Source organism: Ruegeria sp. HKCCA4633, assembly GCF_013034605.1.
In the GTDB taxonomy this organism is placed as follows: Bacteria; Pseudomonadota; Alphaproteobacteria; order Rhodobacterales; family Rhodobacteraceae; genus Ruegeria.
The window spans coordinates 17,853-34,568 of sequence record NZ_WQGJ01000002.1 but is presented as its reverse complement, the minus strand read 5'-3'; the positions used below and the strand labels follow the sequence as shown (position 1 = coordinate 34,568).

General features: G+C 53.6%; 17 protein-coding genes and 2 pseudogenes. 13 read left to right on the top strand and 6 right to left on the bottom strand.

The genetic code is table 11. From position 1 onward, the window contains the following. Nucleotides 1-270: 270 nt before the first annotated feature. From GOV85_RS06815 to GOV85_RS06795, 5 genes are read left to right on the top strand one after another with little or no spacing between them, the layout of a single operon-like run. A complete protein-coding gene (locus tag GOV85_RS06815; protein ID WP_171176329.1) occupies nt 271-891 on the top strand; it encodes a glutathione S-transferase family protein in 621 nt (206 codons plus the stop codon). 37 nt (nt 892-928) lie between these two features. After that, nucleotides 929-1,597: a cupin domain-containing protein gene (locus GOV85_RS06810; RefSeq protein ID WP_171176327.1), complete on the top strand. Its 669-nt coding sequence runs from the start codon at nt 929-931 to the stop codon at nt 1,595-1,597. Between the two features lie 3 nt (nt 1,598-1,600). Beyond that, a complete protein-coding gene (locus GOV85_RS06805) occupies nt 1,601-2,284 on the top strand; it encodes an SDR family NAD(P)-dependent oxidoreductase (RefSeq protein WP_171176325.1) in 684 nt (227 codons plus the stop codon). 3 nt (nt 2,285-2,287) lie between these two features. Beyond that, the gene (locus GOV85_RS06800) at nt 2,288-3,349 is read left to right on the top strand and encodes an NAD(P)/FAD-dependent oxidoreductase (protein ID WP_171176323.1); all 1,062 of its coding nucleotides are present in this window, start codon (nt 2,288-2,290) and stop codon (nt 3,347-3,349) included. A 4-nt stretch (nt 3,350-3,353) separates the two neighbouring features. Beyond that, entirely contained in the window at nt 3,354-3,914 is a 561-nt protein-coding gene (locus GOV85_RS06795) for a TetR/AcrR family transcriptional regulator (protein ID WP_171176321.1), read from the top strand. A gap of 602 nt (nt 3,915-4,516) precedes the next feature. Here the strand turns inward: GOV85_RS06795 and GOV85_RS06790 are convergent. From GOV85_RS06790 to GOV85_RS06775, 4 genes are read right to left on the bottom strand one after another with little or no spacing between them, the layout of a single operon-like run. Then, nucleotides 4,517-5,860 carry a cytochrome P450 gene (locus GOV85_RS06790; RefSeq protein ID WP_171176319.1) on the bottom strand — a complete coding sequence of 448 codons (1,344 nt, stop codon included), beginning with the start codon at nt 5,858-5,860 and terminating at the stop codon, nt 4,517-4,519. A 15-nt stretch (nt 5,861-5,875) separates the two neighbouring features. Continuing rightward, nucleotides 5,876-7,558, bottom strand: a complete 1,683-nt coding sequence (locus GOV85_RS06785) for a peroxidase (RefSeq protein ID WP_171176317.1) — start codon at nt 7,556-7,558, stop codon at nt 5,876-5,878. A gap of 15 nt (nt 7,559-7,573) precedes the next feature. Further along, on the bottom strand, nt 7,574-8,599 hold the full coding sequence (locus GOV85_RS06780) for a phage holin family protein (protein WP_171176316.1): 1,026 nt from the start codon (nt 8,597-8,599) through the stop codon (nt 7,574-7,576). Then, nucleotides 8,599-9,303 carry a hypothetical protein gene (locus GOV85_RS06775; RefSeq protein ID WP_171176314.1) on the bottom strand — a complete coding sequence of 235 codons (705 nt, stop codon included), beginning with the start codon at nt 9,301-9,303 and terminating at the stop codon, nt 8,599-8,601. Before GOV85_RS06775 ends, GOV85_RS06780 begins: the two co-directional genes overlap by 1 nt. Nucleotides 9,304-9,562: 259 nt before the next feature. Between GOV85_RS06775 and GOV85_RS06770 the strand changes: the two are divergent. The 5 genes and pseudogenes from GOV85_RS06770 to GOV85_RS06750 all read left to right on the top strand — a co-directional run bounded on the left by GOV85_RS06770 (nt 9,563) and on the right by GOV85_RS06750 (nt 13,317). Then, a pseudogene (locus GOV85_RS06770) lies at nt 9,563-10,133 on the top strand (IS6 family transposase). Between the two features lie 157 nt (nt 10,134-10,290). Next, on the top strand, nt 10,291-10,971 hold the full coding sequence (locus GOV85_RS06765; protein WP_171176312.1) for an IS6 family transposase: 681 nt from the start codon (nt 10,291-10,293) through the stop codon (nt 10,969-10,971). Between the two features lie 340 nt (nt 10,972-11,311). Further along, nucleotides 11,312-11,902: pseudogene (locus GOV85_RS06760) on the top strand (TRAP transporter large permease subunit); the annotation flags it as partial. Between the two features lie 141 nt (nt 11,903-12,043). Beyond that, nucleotides 12,044-12,454 carry a universal stress protein gene (locus GOV85_RS06755; protein ID WP_171176310.1) on the top strand — a complete coding sequence of 137 codons (411 nt, stop codon included), beginning with the start codon at nt 12,044-12,046 and terminating at the stop codon, nt 12,452-12,454. A gap of 230 nt (nt 12,455-12,684) precedes the next feature. Continuing rightward, nucleotides 12,685-13,317, top strand: coding sequence for a tyrosine-type recombinase/integrase (locus GOV85_RS06750; protein ID WP_171176308.1), 633 nt, complete (start codon nt 12,685-12,687; stop codon nt 13,315-13,317). A gap of 138 nt (nt 13,318-13,455) precedes the next feature. Here the strand turns inward: GOV85_RS06750 and GOV85_RS21535 are convergent, their stop codons facing one another. Both GOV85_RS21535 and GOV85_RS06745 read right to left on the bottom strand, forming a co-directional pair. Further along, on the bottom strand, nt 13,456-13,674 hold the full coding sequence (locus tag GOV85_RS21535; RefSeq protein WP_245223166.1) for a GDCCVxC domain-containing (seleno)protein: 219 nt from the start codon (nt 13,672-13,674) through the stop codon (nt 13,456-13,458). 4 nt (nt 13,675-13,678) lie between these two features. Then, nucleotides 13,679-14,002: a hypothetical protein gene (locus GOV85_RS06745; RefSeq protein WP_170724270.1), complete on the bottom strand. Its 324-nt coding sequence runs from the start codon at nt 14,000-14,002 to the stop codon at nt 13,679-13,681. Nucleotides 14,003-14,101: 99 nt separating this feature from the next. Here GOV85_RS06745 and GOV85_RS06740 point away from each other — a divergent pair, with 99 nt between their 5' ends. The 3 genes from GOV85_RS06740 (at nt 14,102) to GOV85_RS06730 (ending at nt 16,651) form a co-directional block, all read left to right on the top strand. After that, complete coding sequence (locus tag GOV85_RS06740; RefSeq protein WP_171176306.1) at nt 14,102-14,500, top strand: MerR family transcriptional regulator; 399 nt, start codon at nt 14,102-14,104, stop codon at nt 14,498-14,500. 154 nt (nt 14,501-14,654) lie between these two features. After that, complete coding sequence (locus GOV85_RS21765) at nt 14,655-16,007, top strand: sensor histidine kinase (RefSeq protein WP_171176303.1); 1,353 nt, start codon at nt 14,655-14,657, stop codon at nt 16,005-16,007. Beyond that, on the top strand, nt 16,004-16,651 hold the full coding sequence (locus GOV85_RS06730) for a response regulator transcription factor (protein WP_171091450.1): 648 nt from the start codon (nt 16,004-16,006) through the stop codon (nt 16,649-16,651). Before GOV85_RS21765 ends, GOV85_RS06730 begins: the two co-directional genes overlap by 4 nt. Nucleotides 16,652-16,716 lie beyond the last annotated feature (65 nt).

Here is a 16,716-nt window from a genome sequence, read left to right as displayed (position 1 = left end):
GGGTTAACGCCCTGATGCAAATCTTCGACTGCGCGTTCCATTTTAACCAAGAAGTCCGACAGGGTTGGTATTCCCTGCGTACCGGCGTGCCGTTCCAAATCCTGACCTTGTTGTCACTGCGAAAGGCGAAATGTGCGGCAATCAGAACCCTAAAGAACTAACAAAAAACCTGTTTCTTAGAACCTAGGAAAGAATTTCAAAAATGAGGTTGCAAACCTACCTATTGATAGGTAGAGTTCGCATATTGCAATCCCAAACGGAGGCATTCCAATGAAGATTTATGATGTCGAGGGTTTCCCGAATCCCGCCCGCATTCGCATCGCGCTGGCCGAAAAAGGCGTTTCAGATAAAGTGGAATTCATACCGGTGGATGTGATGGGCGGCGAACATCGCACGCCCGAATTCAAGGCCAAGAACCCCGATGCGGCTGTGCCCTGCCTGGAACTGGAAGACGGATCACATATTGCTCAGTGCAACGCGATCACCGAATATATCGATGCAATGTTCGACGGCCCTTCGCTGACAGGTGTGACCGCACAGGAACGCGCACGCATCTCAATGATGAACCTGCGTGCGGAAAACGGTCTACTGAATGCGGTTGGAACCTATTTTCACCATGCCACACCTGGCTTGGGCCCGGATCTTGAAACCTATCAATGCGCCGAATGGGGCAATAAGCAGAAAGAGGTCGCCGAGAATACCATGGCGTATCTGGACTCTGTTCTGGCCGAAAACGACTACTTGGCCGGTGACACATTCTCGGTGGCTGACATAACAGCCTTTGCAGGATTGGCGTTCGCCGATTTTGCCAAGGTTGAAATTCCCGAAAGCCTGACCAAACTCAGGGCTTGGCGTGCGAAAATAGCGACCCGCCCGTCTATTGCAGCCTAAGCGAAACCTGACATTTAAGTCGAAAGGACCTTTCCCCATGGAACTCAACTCGGATTTCACGTCCCGTGTCGTTGTTCACTCCGACCAAATTGAGTGGCAGGCCTCGCCTATGAAGGGTGTGGACCGGCGCATGCTGGACAGGATCGGTGGCGAAGTCGCCCGCGCCACCACCATTGTGCGTTATGCACCGGGCAGCAAATTTTCGGCCCACACCCATACAGGCGGTGAGGAATTCATAGTCTTGGACGGCGTCTTTCAAGACGAACACGGCGACTATCCCGCCGGCACCTATGTGCGAAATCCTCCGACCACGGAACACACACCAGGCTCGGAACCCGGATGCACCATCTTCGTCAAACTCTGGCAGTTCAACATGGAAGATCGCACCCAATTCCGCAAAACCATGACTGAAGAGTTGGCTTCACCAGTGAACGGTGTCGCAAGCGCAACCCTGCACAGGGACGACCGCGAGATCGTAACGTACAGCCATCTTGACCCAGCTGCGACCTTGGCTTCGGACGCGACGGGAGGGATCGAGCTTTTGGTCATCGACGGCTCAATCACAACCGGGGGTGACGTTTTGGGGAAAAACGGTTGGTTGCGCCTACCCGAGGGTGAAGCTCTTTCCGCCGTAGCTGGACCAGAAGGCGCAAAGGTCTGGATGAAAACCGGGCACCTTCCCTTTGCCCAACCACCGGCGGTGTAGCATATGAAATCCGCTAATCCACTGGCGCTTGTCGCAGGTGCTGGGGCTGGCCTCGGCCAGTCTCTCCTTTCCCGATTTCAAGCTGGCGGCATGACCGCCGTTGGCCTCGGCCGAAGTCGACCGGAAAGCCCAGTCGGCACTTTTCATGAACTTGATCTGAGCGACCCTGAGGCTGTCGGCCCAACCATCGCGGATCTGATAGCGACCTATGGCCCGCCAAAAATCGTGGTCCACAATACTGCTGAACTGGTGATCGCACCCTTTCCCGAAACCACATTAAAGGATTATCAGCGGGCTTGGACATCAATGGTGCAATCGCTAGTGGTCCTTGGGCAATGCGTGCTGCAACCCATGGTGCGTGGCGGCGGTGGTACGCTGATCGTGTCTGGAGCGACTGCATCGCTGCGGGGTGGCCCGCGTTTTTCGGCTTTCGCGTCCGCCAAGTTCGCTTTGCGCGGGCTGACGCAATCACTCGCGCGAGAATATCAACCAGCCGGCGTGCATGTCGCTCATGTGATAGTGGACGGTATCATCGATACACCTCGTTCTCGTGATTTGCATAGTCTCGATCCGGCGAAAATGATCAAACCCGGCGAGATTGCCGAGGCGTACTGGCAACTTGCACATCAGCCGCAATCGACCTGGACACATGAGCTGGACCTACGACCTGCTTCGGAGGGGTTTTGACATATGCAAACTGAGACGTTGATCATTGGCGCTGGCCTGTCGGGCTTGTCGCTCGCGGTGCGGATGGCCGAAGAGGGTCGCGACTTTTTGCTTGTCGAGGCGCGGGACCGACCCGGCGGACGCATTCTAACCCAACGGGTCGGCAAAGGTTACTTCGATGTAGGACCCGCCTGGTTTTGGCCCGGCCAACCCCGGATTGCGGCGCTGATCAGCCAGTTGGGGTTGACGCTGTTCGAACAATACTCAATGGGCGCGCTCAGCTTTGAAGATGAAAATGGACGCGTCGAGCGCGGTCGAGGCTTTGCGTCTATGGAAGGGTCATATCGTCTCAAGGGCGGTTTGAGTGCACTGACCGACGCGTTGGCAGCCCAACTGCCCAAGGCCCGCGTGGTTTTGTCCTCACCCGTTGTGTCGCTGGCGCAGACCCACAAGGGAATAACGGCAAACACAGAGTCGGGGCAGGAATTCCAGGCCAAAAAGGTGGTATTGGCCCTGCCGCCCCGTGTGGCCAGCCAGATCACCTATTCCCCTTCTCTACCGCGGGAAACGCTTACCGCGATGAAGGACGTTCCCACGTGGATGGCAGGCCAGGCAAAGGCTATTGCCATCTATGACCGACCATTCTGGCGCGAAGCCGGCTTGTCCGGCGACACCATGAGCCGCCGTGGGCCAATGGTCGAGATACACGATGCTTCGCCTGACGAAAGCGGCCCGTATGCCCTGTTTGGTTTTATCGGAATACCACCTCACGCCCGCCGGGATCAGCGCCGCTTGCGACAAGCCGTGCAAGACCAATTGACCAACCTGTTCGGACCCAACGCCGCAAAACCGGAAACACTGCTGATCAAGGACTGGGCCTATGATCGCTTCACCTCTACCGAAGAGGATCAACTACCGCTATACGCACATCCGTCATATGGATTGCCACAGGCTTTGACGCAGATTTGGGGAAATCGCCTGATATTCGCCGGAACCGAGGTGGCGTCGCATTTCGGAGGCTATATCGAGGGTGCCCTGGAAGCAGCGGAAAACGCGTTTGCCCTGATCGCTGAAGAAAAGGTTTGAAAGCATGTCGGATACCAAAACTGCGTTACTGGATTTTGCTGAACATGCAGCACGCGCGCGAGGGTTTGACGGGTTTAGCTATGCTGACCTGGCAGAAGCAGTTGGTATTCGCAAAGCTTCGATTCACTATCACTTTCCTACTAAGGCCAATCTGTCCGCAGCGTTGATGGACCGCTATCACACTGTACTTGAACGCGAATGCCAGAAGATTGAGGATAAGTATGAAACTGGATCTGAACGCCTTCAGGCTCTTGTCCAGCTTTACCGGGATGCACTCAACGATGGTAAAACACTTTGCCTGTGTGTCTCGCTGATCAGTAGTCGCGAAAGCCTGTCTGATGAAGTTATCGAAAAAATCCGAGCTTTCAGGGCCATGATGGTCCAGCGGATTCAGTCGATCTTTGAACTTGGCCAGAAGGATAAAACGATCTCGGGCGTGACCAACCCGGCATCCGAGGCCCGCGCCGCTCTGGCATTGCTCGAGGGCGCGCATCTCACCGCCCGGGCGGAGGAAAACATCAAAACTTTTGATGAAGCCATAGGTATTTTGAAGTCCCGTTGTTGACCCAACGTTCCACCTGAGCGATCGCCAAGGCCGTCGGCGGAATGCTAGGTAATGAGTGTCTGCCGATACACCAGAAATCTATGAGTGGAAGACCACACCGGAAGAGTGACAGTGAGTCTGGCTTGGCCGCAATTTCTTCCTCTCTGTCTGAAGTGGGGTCCACATTTTGATGCCGTCATGAATTTCGGCCTTCAGCAATTCGAGAACCGCATCATGTTCAGCGGTAGATGGCAGGTGGGTCATTCGGGGCCGGGTTCCGGGCTCGCCGACAGTTCGTTCAGCAAAGCTTGGGCATGTGAAGCGAGAAAGGCATCTTCGCGCGCGCAAAGTGGCCGGCTTTGCCGCCGAGCATAGAGAAGAGAAAACAGTCATGATTGACGCGACATCAGTTCCTCCACTCTCACCCTTCTAAAGTTGGGCCGCAGTATGGGGTGTGGATCAGAACACCCATCACCACGCCTGAAAGGTTCTGAGCAATTGGATTTCCATGCCACCTTTTCTAAATTCGGAAACTGGAAAATCAAAACCCTGCGTTGGCAACCCAACTCTCAAGGTCAACCCCGGAGAACAGCCGAGTAGTGGTTTCGATGTTGTTGCCCCCTTCAGGTATCGAATTCTAGATGGAAATGGCCGGGGAACCCGGCGATACCTGGTTGGATCTGTCCGGCAGCGCCGGGCGCACGGCGCAGGTTTTTTTGGATCAGAAGCGGTTTCAAGATGGCAGGGATGACCGCCTGATTGATGGTATCACCAAAGCAGCGGTGCATGCCGTAACCCCAGATGATGTAATCCTTCCATGGGCGGTCAGTGCGGAACTCGTTGGGGGCTGGTATGTCAAGGCGGTCAAAACAGGCTGATGCGTTCGCGGCGAAAACGATCTGGCCTTTGCGGATTTTGGCGCGACGCAGGGTAGACGGTGCGATCTCGGTATCGTGCAAGGCTCGGCGGTAGATCACTGGGTTGAACGGATTGAAGCGTAGTGCCTCCCAAATGTGTTGGGCAAGAAGCGCGTCGTCGTCAGCGCGTGCGGCGCGTCGGGCTGAGACGAGCACTTCGGGTCGGTTAAGTAGCTCATCGAGTGCGAGACAGCTGGCCTTTGAGATGGTGGGAATGGCACCGATCAAAAGGCCGAGTAGGTTGTTGCGGATGCCCAGATCGCTCATCCCCGGCGTATCCGAGGATTGTAGCGCAAGGCAACGATTGAGGATGTCCGGAGTTTCGGTAGGGTTGGCCTTGCGTTCCGCGATATGTGCATCAAGGTAGGCACGCAGGAGATCGGCTTGTGCCAGCGCACGAGCTTCACCCGCAGCGTCAGCTCCAAGGTCCTGGAACAGGTACCAGAACAGGTTGGATGTCCATTCCTGCATTTGCGCGGGCTTTGCACCGCAGCCAAAATAGGTTTCAGTCATGTCCCAAGGCACTTCGAGCGTGAGGGATGGGACGATGTCGATCTTGCCCTTGCATTGTGCGATGATACGGTTGGCAAGATCTGCGGCGCGGGGTTGCACGATCTCAGCCACATCGCTCATCCGCGCGGCAAGGCGCATGGCGGACGTGTCGCGGGTATAGTCCCAGCCCGGCTGCATCCCGAGAAAGAAGTTTTCGCCTTCGGTCAGTTTACGCATGCGCGAACCGTAAACGACTTCAAAATCTTCGTTGCGGTTCAGCACATCAAGACAATCGGCGCGGCGGGTGACAATAGCAGTGCCGGTGTTTTCGTAGCATTTCATCAGCACGCGGTTGAACGTAAGATTAGGCCAGAAGGCGCGCAATACGGCAAAGACGCGGCGCTGGGACGCTGGCTTTTGTAGGTAAACGCCGATTCCGCCGGACATAAGCGATCCAAGGCAGCCCGGCAGTAGGCAGGCGAAGGAAAGAAGCCCCTCGCCCCACAAGACGAGGCGTTGAAGGATGCTGAGGAAGATGTTGGCAATGGCGGTAATCATGCACTGATGCTCCGATCAGGTGGGATCAACAATGCCCATGGCCATCATTCGCAGCGCGGTCATGGAAGGCACAAAGAAATAGTCACCTCCGCGGCATTCCACGAAGGTTTTGAGCTTACTCATAACATAAGGCGGTTTGTTGGAACTCGGGTCGGACGGAATCGTGTGGCGTGTGTGGTGGTCGTGATTTCCAAGAAGTGGACAAGTGTTGTTGCCCTGATGGAAATCGAGCCCGTATTGAATCCACTGTTGCTGTATGAACTCGAACTGCCGGAACAAGCTGGCCCCCATGATGATCATGATCACGCCTTGTTCGGTATCATCGTCCTTATGTTCAAAATTATGTGGCCCATAAGGCAGACCGCGCCGCAGAATGCGGCGGCGTTTGTTGAGAGCGCTGGTGGCTTCGGGGTTTTCGAAAGGTTTGCCCGTGGTTTCGTCAATGCCGCCCTTGTTCAGCGGGTCGAGATAGTCGCGGGTGTTCATGCGGCGCATATGGGCACCGCCTGGGCATTTGAAGCCCGTCATGTCATCGCCGTAGCGGAAATCCCGTGCCTCTGGAGACGCAATATAGGCGAGGTTTTTCTTGTAACCTTCGATCGGGTCGACACCCTCACCCCGGAAGCCCATCTTTTCGCCAAAGGCGACCCATTCGTCATAGGTGGGCACCTTCGAGAGCGGTACGCCATCGGACCACCGCCCGCACATTTTGGCGCGTAGGGTTTCCTTGGCTTCTTCGATGGGAACGTTCATCACCTTGGCATATTGTTCGGCCTCCTCGGCGACGACGGCATCGAAAGAACCGACATTTTCGTGCAATTTTCGAAAGGCGAAGAACGTGCCATTTCGCATGAATTCAGGAGGTGTGGCGGTGGGGGCAAGTTCCTGGCTTTCGTCTGGATGGCCAAGGATAAACTCTCCGGTGGCCAATGGTTCCCAGCCATTTCCCATCAACTTACCGCGCCCGATGACGGCAGATTTTTCGTCCTCGGCGCGCAGTTGGCCTTCGAAGACCGGATTGCCAATACCGTCGGTGAAACCAAAATGTTCCTTTGGGGTGGGAAGGATCGCGCCACCGATCTCTTCAAAGACGGCTGAGGCATCCTGATAAGGCTGGTCGCCCTCGGCACCGACACCGGTCAGGTGAGTTACGCCGCATTTTTTGGCGGCCTTGAGCAACCAATCTGTGCGCTCTTCCAGCTCAGGATGTGGGGTTGCAAGGTCGGTTTTGCTTTTGCTCTGCACATTCAGAGTGACCAGCACATGTACGTCGTCATCGCCAAAACCCAAAGTGCCAGGGGCGCGGCTTTTCTGCCAGATCGGGTCCCAGTGCTTTAACCAACTTTGGTCTTTGGCATCTTCGACCTTGGTCTGGTCGCGGTCACCAAGAATAAACGCCCGCTGGCGCATGCCCTCGATGAATTCGGCTGGCATTGCCTGCAGTGTGCGCACGGGCAATTGCAGGGCAAGCATTCCGGGAAAGGTAAGGGCGATATTTGTGGTGCAGGTCGGCTTTAGGTTTTTTTCATTCCAGCGGACAGCGGTTGTGACCTTTTGGCGAACTTCTTCAAGGAATGCGCGCCCGGCCGCGGGGTTGGGGAAATGAAAAAATACATAGCGGGCAAAGGGGAAGGAATGGCGGCCATAGGCGCGGATGACGTTCCCCTGAATGTCATTGAGATTAAGATTGCGTGTCATGTCGTGCTCATGTCTTTAAGAATTCACATTGCCGGGGTGGGTCGAGGAAATGACGCCTGGTTTTTGCGTTTTGACTCTGGTGTTCAGAGGTTCGTGCTCTGACATGAAGTCGCCAAAAGCCGCGTACAGATCTGTATCGGACTTGGCCTGGTTTTCGACAAAGAAGTCAGCGAATTTCTGTTGTAAATAGAGCGCCTTCAGAACTGAAGGTAGATCGTCATACTTGGCCGGGGCTAAGGGTTTTTCACCGTTTTGGATGGCGTAGCGAATGAAGATCACTGCAAGAACAAGTCCAAGCAGAATCGCGAAGAGACCAGTGGCAAGGCTGGAAAGACCCAAGAATGGCACGGTTGCGATACCGAAGAGCCAGAGCACTAGCGAGAACAGACCGATCGCCAGCGGGGCAACCGCGCCGATGATCAGTTGCGTAAGTGGCAGATTGTGGAATTCTGGCAGCTCCAGGTAGTAATCATGGAACGGCATCGTAGTTTCGACATGGCATTTGTCGAGGTAATCCCCGAACTGCTCTGCCGAATTGACGTGTTCGAAGCCGTAGCAGTTAGAGTACACCGCACGAAGCTCTTCTTCCATTGTTCTCCAGAGCTCGCCTGCATATGAAGCGCGCACTTCGCGTTGTTGTTCGGCGCTCAGAGTGGTGGGTAGCCGATCGCCATCTTTCAAAACCGCGTCCACATCCGCGCAGAATACCAAATAGGGCGTTTTCAGTTCATCCACATGCTGGGGAATGATCGGGGGAGGGCTACGCCTAAGGCGGGCGACCAACGTATTTTGCGTGTTGCGTCCGTTATAGACCACATCGCTAAGCACAAACATACGCGCCAAGTGGTTGCGGGTGTTACGGGCAAAGGGGCTGTTGAATTTGGTATGTTCGGTGGCCGGTGACTGATGAGCTGTGGGCAATTCGGCAAGCGCGATGCGAGCGCGTTGCTCGAAAGAGGTTTGAGGATCGTCCTTTGGGGCACCGGGTTTGATCGGGGCAAGCGTGGTCAGGAAAATATGGCCGGAATCGAGGTCGGGCATCAGCGATCTCCCTGTGGCTTTGGAGCGGCTTTGGCTGAAGCGCGTAGGGTGTCAAAGCCGGATTGTGCCTTGTTGACGAATTTCTCACGATTAACGTCCGCACGTTCGGTATCGAGGCTCGCGACGGGTCCGAAGCCAGGATCACCAAGGCCCTTTTGCATAACATAAGCGGCGTCGCGGTAGGCATCGGCGAATTCTTCGGGGGAAGATCTTCCATGTTTTTCAGTAAGGTCGCGCAGTTGGTCATAGATCAGCAGGCTGGTCTTGATGTCACGTTGGGCAGAGCCGGGCGTGGCGTTGTAGTAATAGTCGGTATCGATCTGGTTGTAGGTGATGTAGTTCTTGAACGGCGTAATCGGGATCGACTTGGGGTACTTGATCGAGGAAAACCAGAACAGGTCAAGACCTGACGGGATACCGTCGGAAAAGGCATCGATATACTGGTCCCATGTTCCGTTGAAGTTTGAGCAGAAAAGCACATAGTCGTCTTCTACCTGCTCTTTACCTTGGCCGAGATCGGGCCAGTCCTTGGGTTTGATGATTACCCAGCGGGCGAAGTGAATAAGTGACAGCCCTAGCAGTCCAAGCAAATTTGATGGAACTCCGCGTGCCGCCATGAACAGCAAGCGGTTGATCCAGGTTATTCTTGGATTGCTGGGCGTGACCACATTCATTGCATAGGCTTTACCGGCAATATTCGACATGGCGATCCCTTTCGTTAGCAAATTGATTTTAAAAATTGCGCATGCATAGCGATCCTAATTGAACGTTATCACTGCTGTAGAATGAGTCGAGGAATAATGGCGGTAGCTGAAGATGCTAGGTTCAGGACTCATAACGCGTAAATAACAACTGCTGCGTGGACGATTGCTTAAGGATGTGTCGCAAACTTTGGGCCTGGATTAACGAGCATATAGATTTCGATCTTTGGTGTCCGCGTATTGTTCTCCAACAGGTTTCAGCATGATTTCCTTGAAAGGCTGTCATTTTCCAAAGGATGCAGTTTTGTGCGCCGTTTACTTCTACCTGCGGCACACGGTTTCTTATCGTGACTTGAAAGAGATCATGGCGCATGGACGAAACCAATATTCGTGTGCGCGGGAAGTGGATGTATCTCTATCGAGCGGTCGACGAAGTGGAAAACACTCTTGATTTCACGCTGTCTGAGCGGCGAAATCGTCCAGAAGCCACCAGGTTCTTTGCCAAAGCACTGTCGTCAAACGGAATCCCAAACAAAATCGTTATAGACAAGAGTGGTGCAAATGCAGCCGGCAGTCGAGAAGTGAACAGAATCCTGAAGCGGTTCGGATGCTCTGCCAAAGTACAAGCGATCAGGTCCAAATATCTAAACAAAATGATCGAGTAGGATCACAGTTTCATCAAACGACACGTGCGGCACATGTGCGGGTTCAAGCCGTTCAGATCCGCCTCGGCTACTCTGGACGGCATTGAGGTCGCCAACACGATCCGCAAGCAGCAATTTCCCAGCACTACCACGTCGGGCTTTCTGCAATTTGTCGAGATCGCAGGATAGTCGTGTCCGGCAGGTCGCTGGCACGGGCCGTTCTAAAAGTTTGCGACACATCCATGCTCCTGACCCTAGATAGGATCTGTTGCAAACTTTTTGTCATTGACGCTCAAGAACACAGAGAGTGAATAGCGGCCGGTGTAATTCAGCCGAAAGCCAGCTCATGATCTCCTTTAAAGGCGCTCAATATCCCAAGGATGTGATCCTCTTTGCTGTGTTCTTCTACCTTCGATACGGCGTGTCATATCGGGATCTGGAAGAAATCATGTCCGAGCGCGGCGTTGCGGTAGATCACACGACGCTGAACCGTTGGGTGACGAAATACGCTAGTGCAATTGCCGATGTTGCGCGCAGACGAAAGGGACTGTGCGACCGTTCTTGGAGAATGGAGGAGACTTACATCAAGGTAATAGGCAACTGGGTCTATCTCTATCGAGCCGTCGACAAGCACGGCAAGACGCTTGATTTCATGCTTTCCCCGCGACGAAACAAACCGGCTGCGACAAAGTTCTTCTCCAGGATGCTGGAGATCAACGGGCTTCCGAGGAAGATTGTCATCGACAATAGCGGAGCTAGCACGGCCGGCATCAAAGCCATAAACAAGATGCTGAAAGGCTTTGGTTGTCCGATCCCAATCGAAATGGTCAGGCGGAAGTATCTGAATAACATCGTGGAACAGGACCATCGCTTCATCAAGAGACGCACTCGGCCGATGTTAGGGTTCAAAGCCTTCGCTTCAGCGGCGGCTACACTGGACGGGATCGAAGTGGCACACATGATCCGCAAAGGCCAAATCAAGCCCGGAATCTGCCCGTTTCGTCAATTTGCAGAACTGGCGGCATAAGCCGCGGGTTCGGTGTCAACTCTTCGGTCAGTAAGAAACTTTGCAACAGATCCGTAGCGGTTATTCGCTGCACTCGGCATAAACGACCGCTCTGCGGACAAAGCTGCCGATTAGTCAGTTTGCCGGGATGTGTGACAACGGCCCAGAGCCGACTTTGAGCACTTCGTTGGATTTCGCAGCCGCAGCCCGCATTCCGGCCATTCGCTGCACGCGCGAAATCTAAAAAGCCCGCCGACGGGGATCGCGTAAGAGATTAGACAAATGGCCCCTGGTTGTGAATGCCGATTGCATTTGTACATTCTAAATTGGTCGTCGAGTTTGACTATCCCGAGAAATATTAGGTATCATGACACCGACCGAAGCCGCCGGTATCGCAGTGGTCTACTCGATCCCAATCGCGATCTACTTCTATCGTGGCCTGACCTGGAAAACTCTGGCCCAGACGATCCAGAATTCCGGTGTTACGATTGGTGTGGTCATGGTCATGATCTTCATGGTTCTGATCGTGTCGGACAACCTGATCTCGCAGGGTGCACCTCAGTTGGCCAAAGATCTGGTCTATTCCGTTTCGGACAATCCGGTCGTCATCCTTCTGATGATCAACGTCGTGATGATCCTGATCGGGATGCTGATGGACGATATCTCGGGTTTGCTGCTGGCGACACCGATCTTGCTGCCCATCGCGCAGAGCACTGGAATGGATCCGATCCATTTCGCGGCCGTAATTGGTGTGAACCTGGGTATGGCGAACATCACTCCACCAACTGCGCCGCTACTTTATCTCGGTGCTCAGGTCTTTGATGAACCGGTTTCGCGCATGTTGTGGCCGACTTTGATCTTCATTGTCTTTGCATGGCTTCCGACGCTGATGCTGACGACTTTTGTCCCAGAGTTGGCCCTGTTCCTGCCTGATCTCCTGCTCAGCCGGTAGTGGCAAGAAAGCGCAAAAGCCCGAGACGAAATAGCACGCACCCCAACCTTACGGCTGGGGTGTCTGAGCGCCCTCCTAAAGATGAAGTGGGAGAGGCCAGTTCGCAGAAGAAAACTGAAAACCTAAATACGGAGGTTTAAAATGTACAAAAATATTCTAGTCGCGCTGTCTCTGGAGCATGGCATCAGTGAACACGCGCTTGCGGCGGCACATGCCCTTGTATCCGAAGGTGGAAAAATCACTGCCGCGCATATCCATGAGCCCCCAAATAGACAGATAATGTACTATATGGATGAAGGGATCGCAGAAAAATCTCTCCAAAAAGCAAAGGCGCGCTTGGCCGAGCGCCTAACAAGTGAGACCGACGTGTCGTCTATCTTACTCGAGAGCCAATCGGCAGGTCGCGCAATCACCGAATACGCCAACAAACATGGCATCGACTGTATCGTCCTCGCTTCACATAAACCTGGGATGAAAGAGTTCTTTTTGGGTTCCACGGCTGCTCTCGTTGTTCGCCATGCTCAGTGTTCGGTGCATGTACTCCGTCTGTGACGCTGGTACCCGCAACATGTTAGCAACTTTGCCCTGTGAAATCTGCGGTGATAAGCACGTCTCATGGCAATCTAGGTCTAATTTTGGCGTACCAAAAGAGTTTCATTTTGCGGCATTTGGGAGGTAGGACTCGCAGCCGACCTCGGCGGCAACGCGCCATCCTGTGATACCCTCTTTCGTCAACGTCGGGTTGTCGTTGTGGGCGGGAATGGCGGAAAGCAGGATCAGTTATGGAAACACCAAATTTACCTGCCATTCGCGCGCTTCGCCCTGCTTGGAACAAGGGACGCATCGTCGGTCAAAAACGGCCGTTAAAACCCAAACACGTCTGGGCAATTCGAGTAAGATTGGAGCTCGCAGAGAACCATCGCGACCTCGCTCTCTTCAATATGGCCATCGACAGCAAGTTGCGCGGCTGCGACTTGGTTAAGATGAAAGTCGTTGACATCATGGCCTCTGGTCAGATCAAGGAGCGGGCTTCCGTGCTGCAAAGTAAAACTCAGAAACCCGTCCGCTTCGAAATTTCTGAAGGAACTCGGGCCTCTGTCGAGAAGTGGATGGAAGACGAGCTCATGGTTGGGTCCGAATACCTTTGGCCAGGGCGTTTCCATGAGCGTTTGCACATTTCAACGCGCCAGTATGCCCGGATCGTGCGTGATTGGGTCACGTCTATAGGTTTGGAAGCAAGCGCTTATGGCACACATTCAATGCGTCGAACCAAGGTCACCCAAATTTACAAGAAGACGGGCAATCTGCGCGCGGTGCAGCTCTTACTCGGACATACTAAGATGGACAGCACCGTTCGGTATCTCGGTGTTGAGCTTGAGGACGCACTTGCCATAGCGGAGGCCATTGAAATCTGAATACTACGGGCCGCTTTCGTTGGCGGCCCATATCAGTCGTTCAAGAACCCTGTGGCGAACGGCCGGTTTGGCCCGAAATATTCGATCTTGTATTCTTTCGGCATTGCCCGCAGTCACAGAAACCAACCCACAAAAAAGCTATCCACAACAGCAGTCCCCTAACTGGATAGGCGGACACGGAACGGTAGCGTAAGAGCAAAAGACACAGCAATCGCCTTCTAAAGGCTTCAAAACTGACTTGCATGATTTGCATTCATAAAACCACTGGCACGAGTCAGTTGGCATTTTCTCGGTTTCAACATGCCCACACCGAGGGCAGGTCAAAGTGCTATCCAGCACCACAGTTTGTTTTGTCATTGTCTCACATCTGCATGATTAGATAATCGTTGATTTGAGCCTCATTGAACACGATGACCCATGCCAGTGCGGTGATCGCCGTGCTTCCGACAAGCCACCATTTCAGGTTTGCCAACGTCCCGTTTCGATGCGCTACGAACCACGAAACCGCGATCAGCGCTGTTGAGATGGCGAGAACATAGTAGCTTGCTGCCGCTATTTTTCCGAATATCGCCAACCAACTGCCACCCAAGCCGAGCAACATCATGGCCATTGGAAGAACACAGCATGTCGCAACTCCCAGAGCGGAAACCGATCCCAGGTAGCTGAGGGTCAAATACTTCTTCATCTTTCGCTCCCTGGGTACTCGATTTGAATGTGTTGAGGCACCGGCATTCAGAGCGTATAACTCCTGTAGTAACTACAGGATCAAGCGGAGGCACTTCACATGATTGCGATAGGTGAGGCTTCTCGGCAAAGCGGGGTTGGAATAGAAACTATCCGCTACTACGAACGCGAAGGTATCGTACCAAGACCCGCACGAGCTCTGAACAATCGTCGCCTCTATTCAGCAAACGATGTGGGTAGACTTCGGTTTTTGAAGAAATGCCGCGACCTGGGGTTTCCTCTATCTGACGCAAAGGCGCTTTTGGAGCTGTCAGAAGGGAGTACCGAAGACTGCCGATCAGTGAAAGAACTGGCCGAGGCACACATTGCCAGCGTTCGAAGCAAGATTGATGAGCTCAGACGTTTGGAGCGCGCCTTGAGTGAGCTTACGGCCAATTGTGATAGCGGAAACGTTCAATGCCCGATGCTGCAAAGACTTAGAACGATGGATGATATCTGACTCTGGCCGCTGGGCGGAATCAAAGAGTCTGAGATTTATCCAGATCGCGTCAGACCAAGGTCTGTGGTGCGGTAACAGATTGTAGTTCATAGTCGATTTCACGATGAGAGTGAAAGTAGCTGACCTGACGATTGGCAATTGGTCGTTGTCGCGAGTGTTTCTTGCGGCCAGCATCGTTGTGATGGGCACTGCTACTGCAATCGTCGGGGTGTGGGTGTCAAATCGAATCCAGAACGCAGTCGTGCAAAACTCCGCTAACTCTGCGGCTCTATATATGGAAAGCGTAGTATCCCCGCTCAGCCAGGAATTGGCACATGGCGATCGCCTTTCAGAGCAAGCGAGCCTGGCGCTGGACGAGATTTTTATGACCCAACCAATGCGTGACCGCATCGTTTCCTACAAATTCTGGAAGCAAGGCGGTGTGATTGCGCATGCCTCGGATACAGACATCATTGGAAACAGTTTCAATCCAACAGATGACTTAAGGCGGGCGTGGAGCGGTGATATCTCCGGCTCTTTCGAAGAGCTTGATCATGCCGAAAGCGCCGCAGAGGCGGCATTGGGAATACCATTACTTGAAGTTTACAGCCCCATCCGCGAACTCTGGTCCGGCGAAATCATCGCAGTTGCTGAGTTCTACGAAAGAGCTGATCAGCTTGAGTTAGACTTAGCCCAGGCCAGGCGAACAAGTTGGTTGGTCGTCGGTTCCGCATTTCTGGCATGTACGATTGTTCTGTATTCCATCGTTGCAATTGGCGACAAAACAATTCGACGACAGGGGGCTCTTCTTAAACAGCGCCTGACAGAAAGTGAGAGGATGGCTGAGCAGAATGCGCTGCTGCGGTCGCGTGTGGTCGAGGCGTCAGAAAGATATGCCACGCAAACAGATCGGTTCCTCAAGAATCTTGGAGCTGAGCTACATGATGGCCCTGCGCAATACCTGTCGCTCGCCGCCCTTAGACTGGAGGCGGCGTTTTCCAAAGGGTCCGAAAGACCTAAAGAGGCAGAGGAAATTCAGCAATCCCTGCAAAAATCTCTTGCTGAAATTCGTGCAATATCGCGAGGGCTGTCCGCGCCAGATATCGACAGCCTGTCATTCGCCGATGTTGTGAAGAGAGCAGTGGAGGATCACGCCGAACACAGCCCGTTGCGACCGGAGATTTCGTTCTTGGGTAGCCAGGCCCCAGAGTTGTCATTGTCCGACAAGCTGTGCATTTTTCGGTTCCTTCAGGAAACGCTTTCCAATGCCGCGAGGTATGCCCCAGATTCCAACTGCACTGTTACTTCTGAGGTGCAAACCGACCGCATAATTATAAAGGTCAAAGACGACGGGCCTGGATTTAGAAAGTCAGAAGAATCCGCATTGCGTGACGATGGAGGCCAGGGGCTTATGGGCTTGCGAGATCGAGTCGAGAGCATTGGCGGCAAGTTTGAAGTCGTATCGAGACCGGGCGAAGGCACCACCATTGCTATGACACTCTTTCCCAGAAAGTTAGGCACATCATGACTACATCCGTCGTAATAGCTGATGATCACCCGATATTCAGGGATGGTTTGCGACGCACACTAGATGAAGCTGATGGTTTCAAAGTTTTGGCTGCCGGTTCCAATGCTGAAGAGGCAGTGTCGCTGGTCGGCACGCATCAGCCGGACATAGCTATTCTTGACCTCTCGATGCCCGGTGGCGGGATAAGCGCGACACGTAAAATTGCGGCAATGGAAAATCCACCCGTCATTGCAATCTTGACGGTCTCAGAGAACAGCAGCGATGTCGCGGACGCCTTGGAGGCGGGCGCTATTGGGTACATTGTGAAGGGAGTAACCGCGAGCGAACTAACCGCTTCCTTACGCAGCATCGCCGCAGGTGAAGGGTTCGTTTCTCCGGGCTTGGCCTCGCGGGTATTGCTGCAAATCAATGCTGACACCGGCATGTCTATTAACAGCAGCATTCTCGATGACCTTACGCATCGTGAGGAAGAAATACTTCGACGCGTGGCCAAAGGACTGAGCAATCGTGAAATCGCTGACGAGTTAGACCTTCAGGAAAAGACCGTGAAGCACTACATGACGGCAATCCTGTCCAAGCTTCATGCGCGAAATCGGGTAGAGGCTGCAATCATCGCCCATGATGTATGGAACAAAGCAGAATAACTTCTTTTTCTTTCAAGACGATGGCGGCCCTCACCAAGAGAAGCCGCCAACGAATCTTCGACTGG

Coding starts and splice junctions, on each gene's coding strand:
- GOV85_RS06815 (WP_171176329.1), top strand. CDS start 271: ATGAAGATTTATGATGTCGAGGGTTTCCCGAATCCCGCCCGCATTCGC.
- GOV85_RS06810 (WP_171176327.1), top strand. CDS start 929: ATGGAACTCAACTCGGATTTCACGTCCCGTGTCGTTGTTCACTCCGAC.
- GOV85_RS06805 (WP_171176325.1), top strand. CDS start 1,601: ATGAAATCCGCTAATCCACTGGCGCTTGTCGCAGGTGCTGGGGCTGGC.
- GOV85_RS06800 (WP_171176323.1), top strand. CDS start 2,288: ATGCAAACTGAGACGTTGATCATTGGCGCTGGCCTGTCGGGCTTGTCG.
- GOV85_RS06795 (WP_171176321.1), top strand. CDS start 3,354: ATGTCGGATACCAAAACTGCGTTACTGGATTTTGCTGAACATGCAGCA.
- GOV85_RS06790 (WP_171176319.1), bottom strand. CDS start 5,860: ATGATTACCGCCATTGCCAACATCTTCCTCAGCATCCTTCAACGCCTC.
- GOV85_RS06785 (WP_171176317.1), bottom strand. CDS start 7,558: ATGACACGCAATCTTAATCTCAATGACATTCAGGGGAACGTCATCCGC.
- GOV85_RS06780 (WP_171176316.1), bottom strand. CDS start 8,599: ATGCCCGACCTCGATTCCGGCCATATTTTCCTGACCACGCTTGCCCCG.
- GOV85_RS06775 (WP_171176314.1), bottom strand. CDS start 9,303: ATGTCGAATATTGCCGGTAAAGCCTATGCAATGAATGTGGTCACGCCC.
- GOV85_RS06765 (WP_171176312.1), top strand. CDS start 10,291: ATGATCTCCTTTAAAGGCGCTCAATATCCCAAGGATGTGATCCTCTTT.
- GOV85_RS06755 (WP_171176310.1), top strand. CDS start 12,044: ATGTACAAAAATATTCTAGTCGCGCTGTCTCTGGAGCATGGCATCAGT.
- GOV85_RS06750 (WP_171176308.1), top strand. CDS start 12,685: ATGGAAACACCAAATTTACCTGCCATTCGCGCGCTTCGCCCTGCTTGG.
- GOV85_RS21535 (WP_245223166.1), bottom strand. CDS start 13,674: ATGACAAAACAAACTGTGGTGCTGGATAGCACTTTGACCTGCCCTCGG.
- GOV85_RS06745 (WP_170724270.1), bottom strand. CDS start 14,002: ATGAAGAAGTATTTGACCCTCAGCTACCTGGGATCGGTTTCCGCTCTG.
- GOV85_RS06740 (WP_171176306.1), top strand. CDS start 14,102: ATGATTGCGATAGGTGAGGCTTCTCGGCAAAGCGGGGTTGGAATAGAA.
- GOV85_RS06730 (WP_171091450.1), top strand. CDS start 16,004: ATGACTACATCCGTCGTAATAGCTGATGATCACCCGATATTCAGGGAT.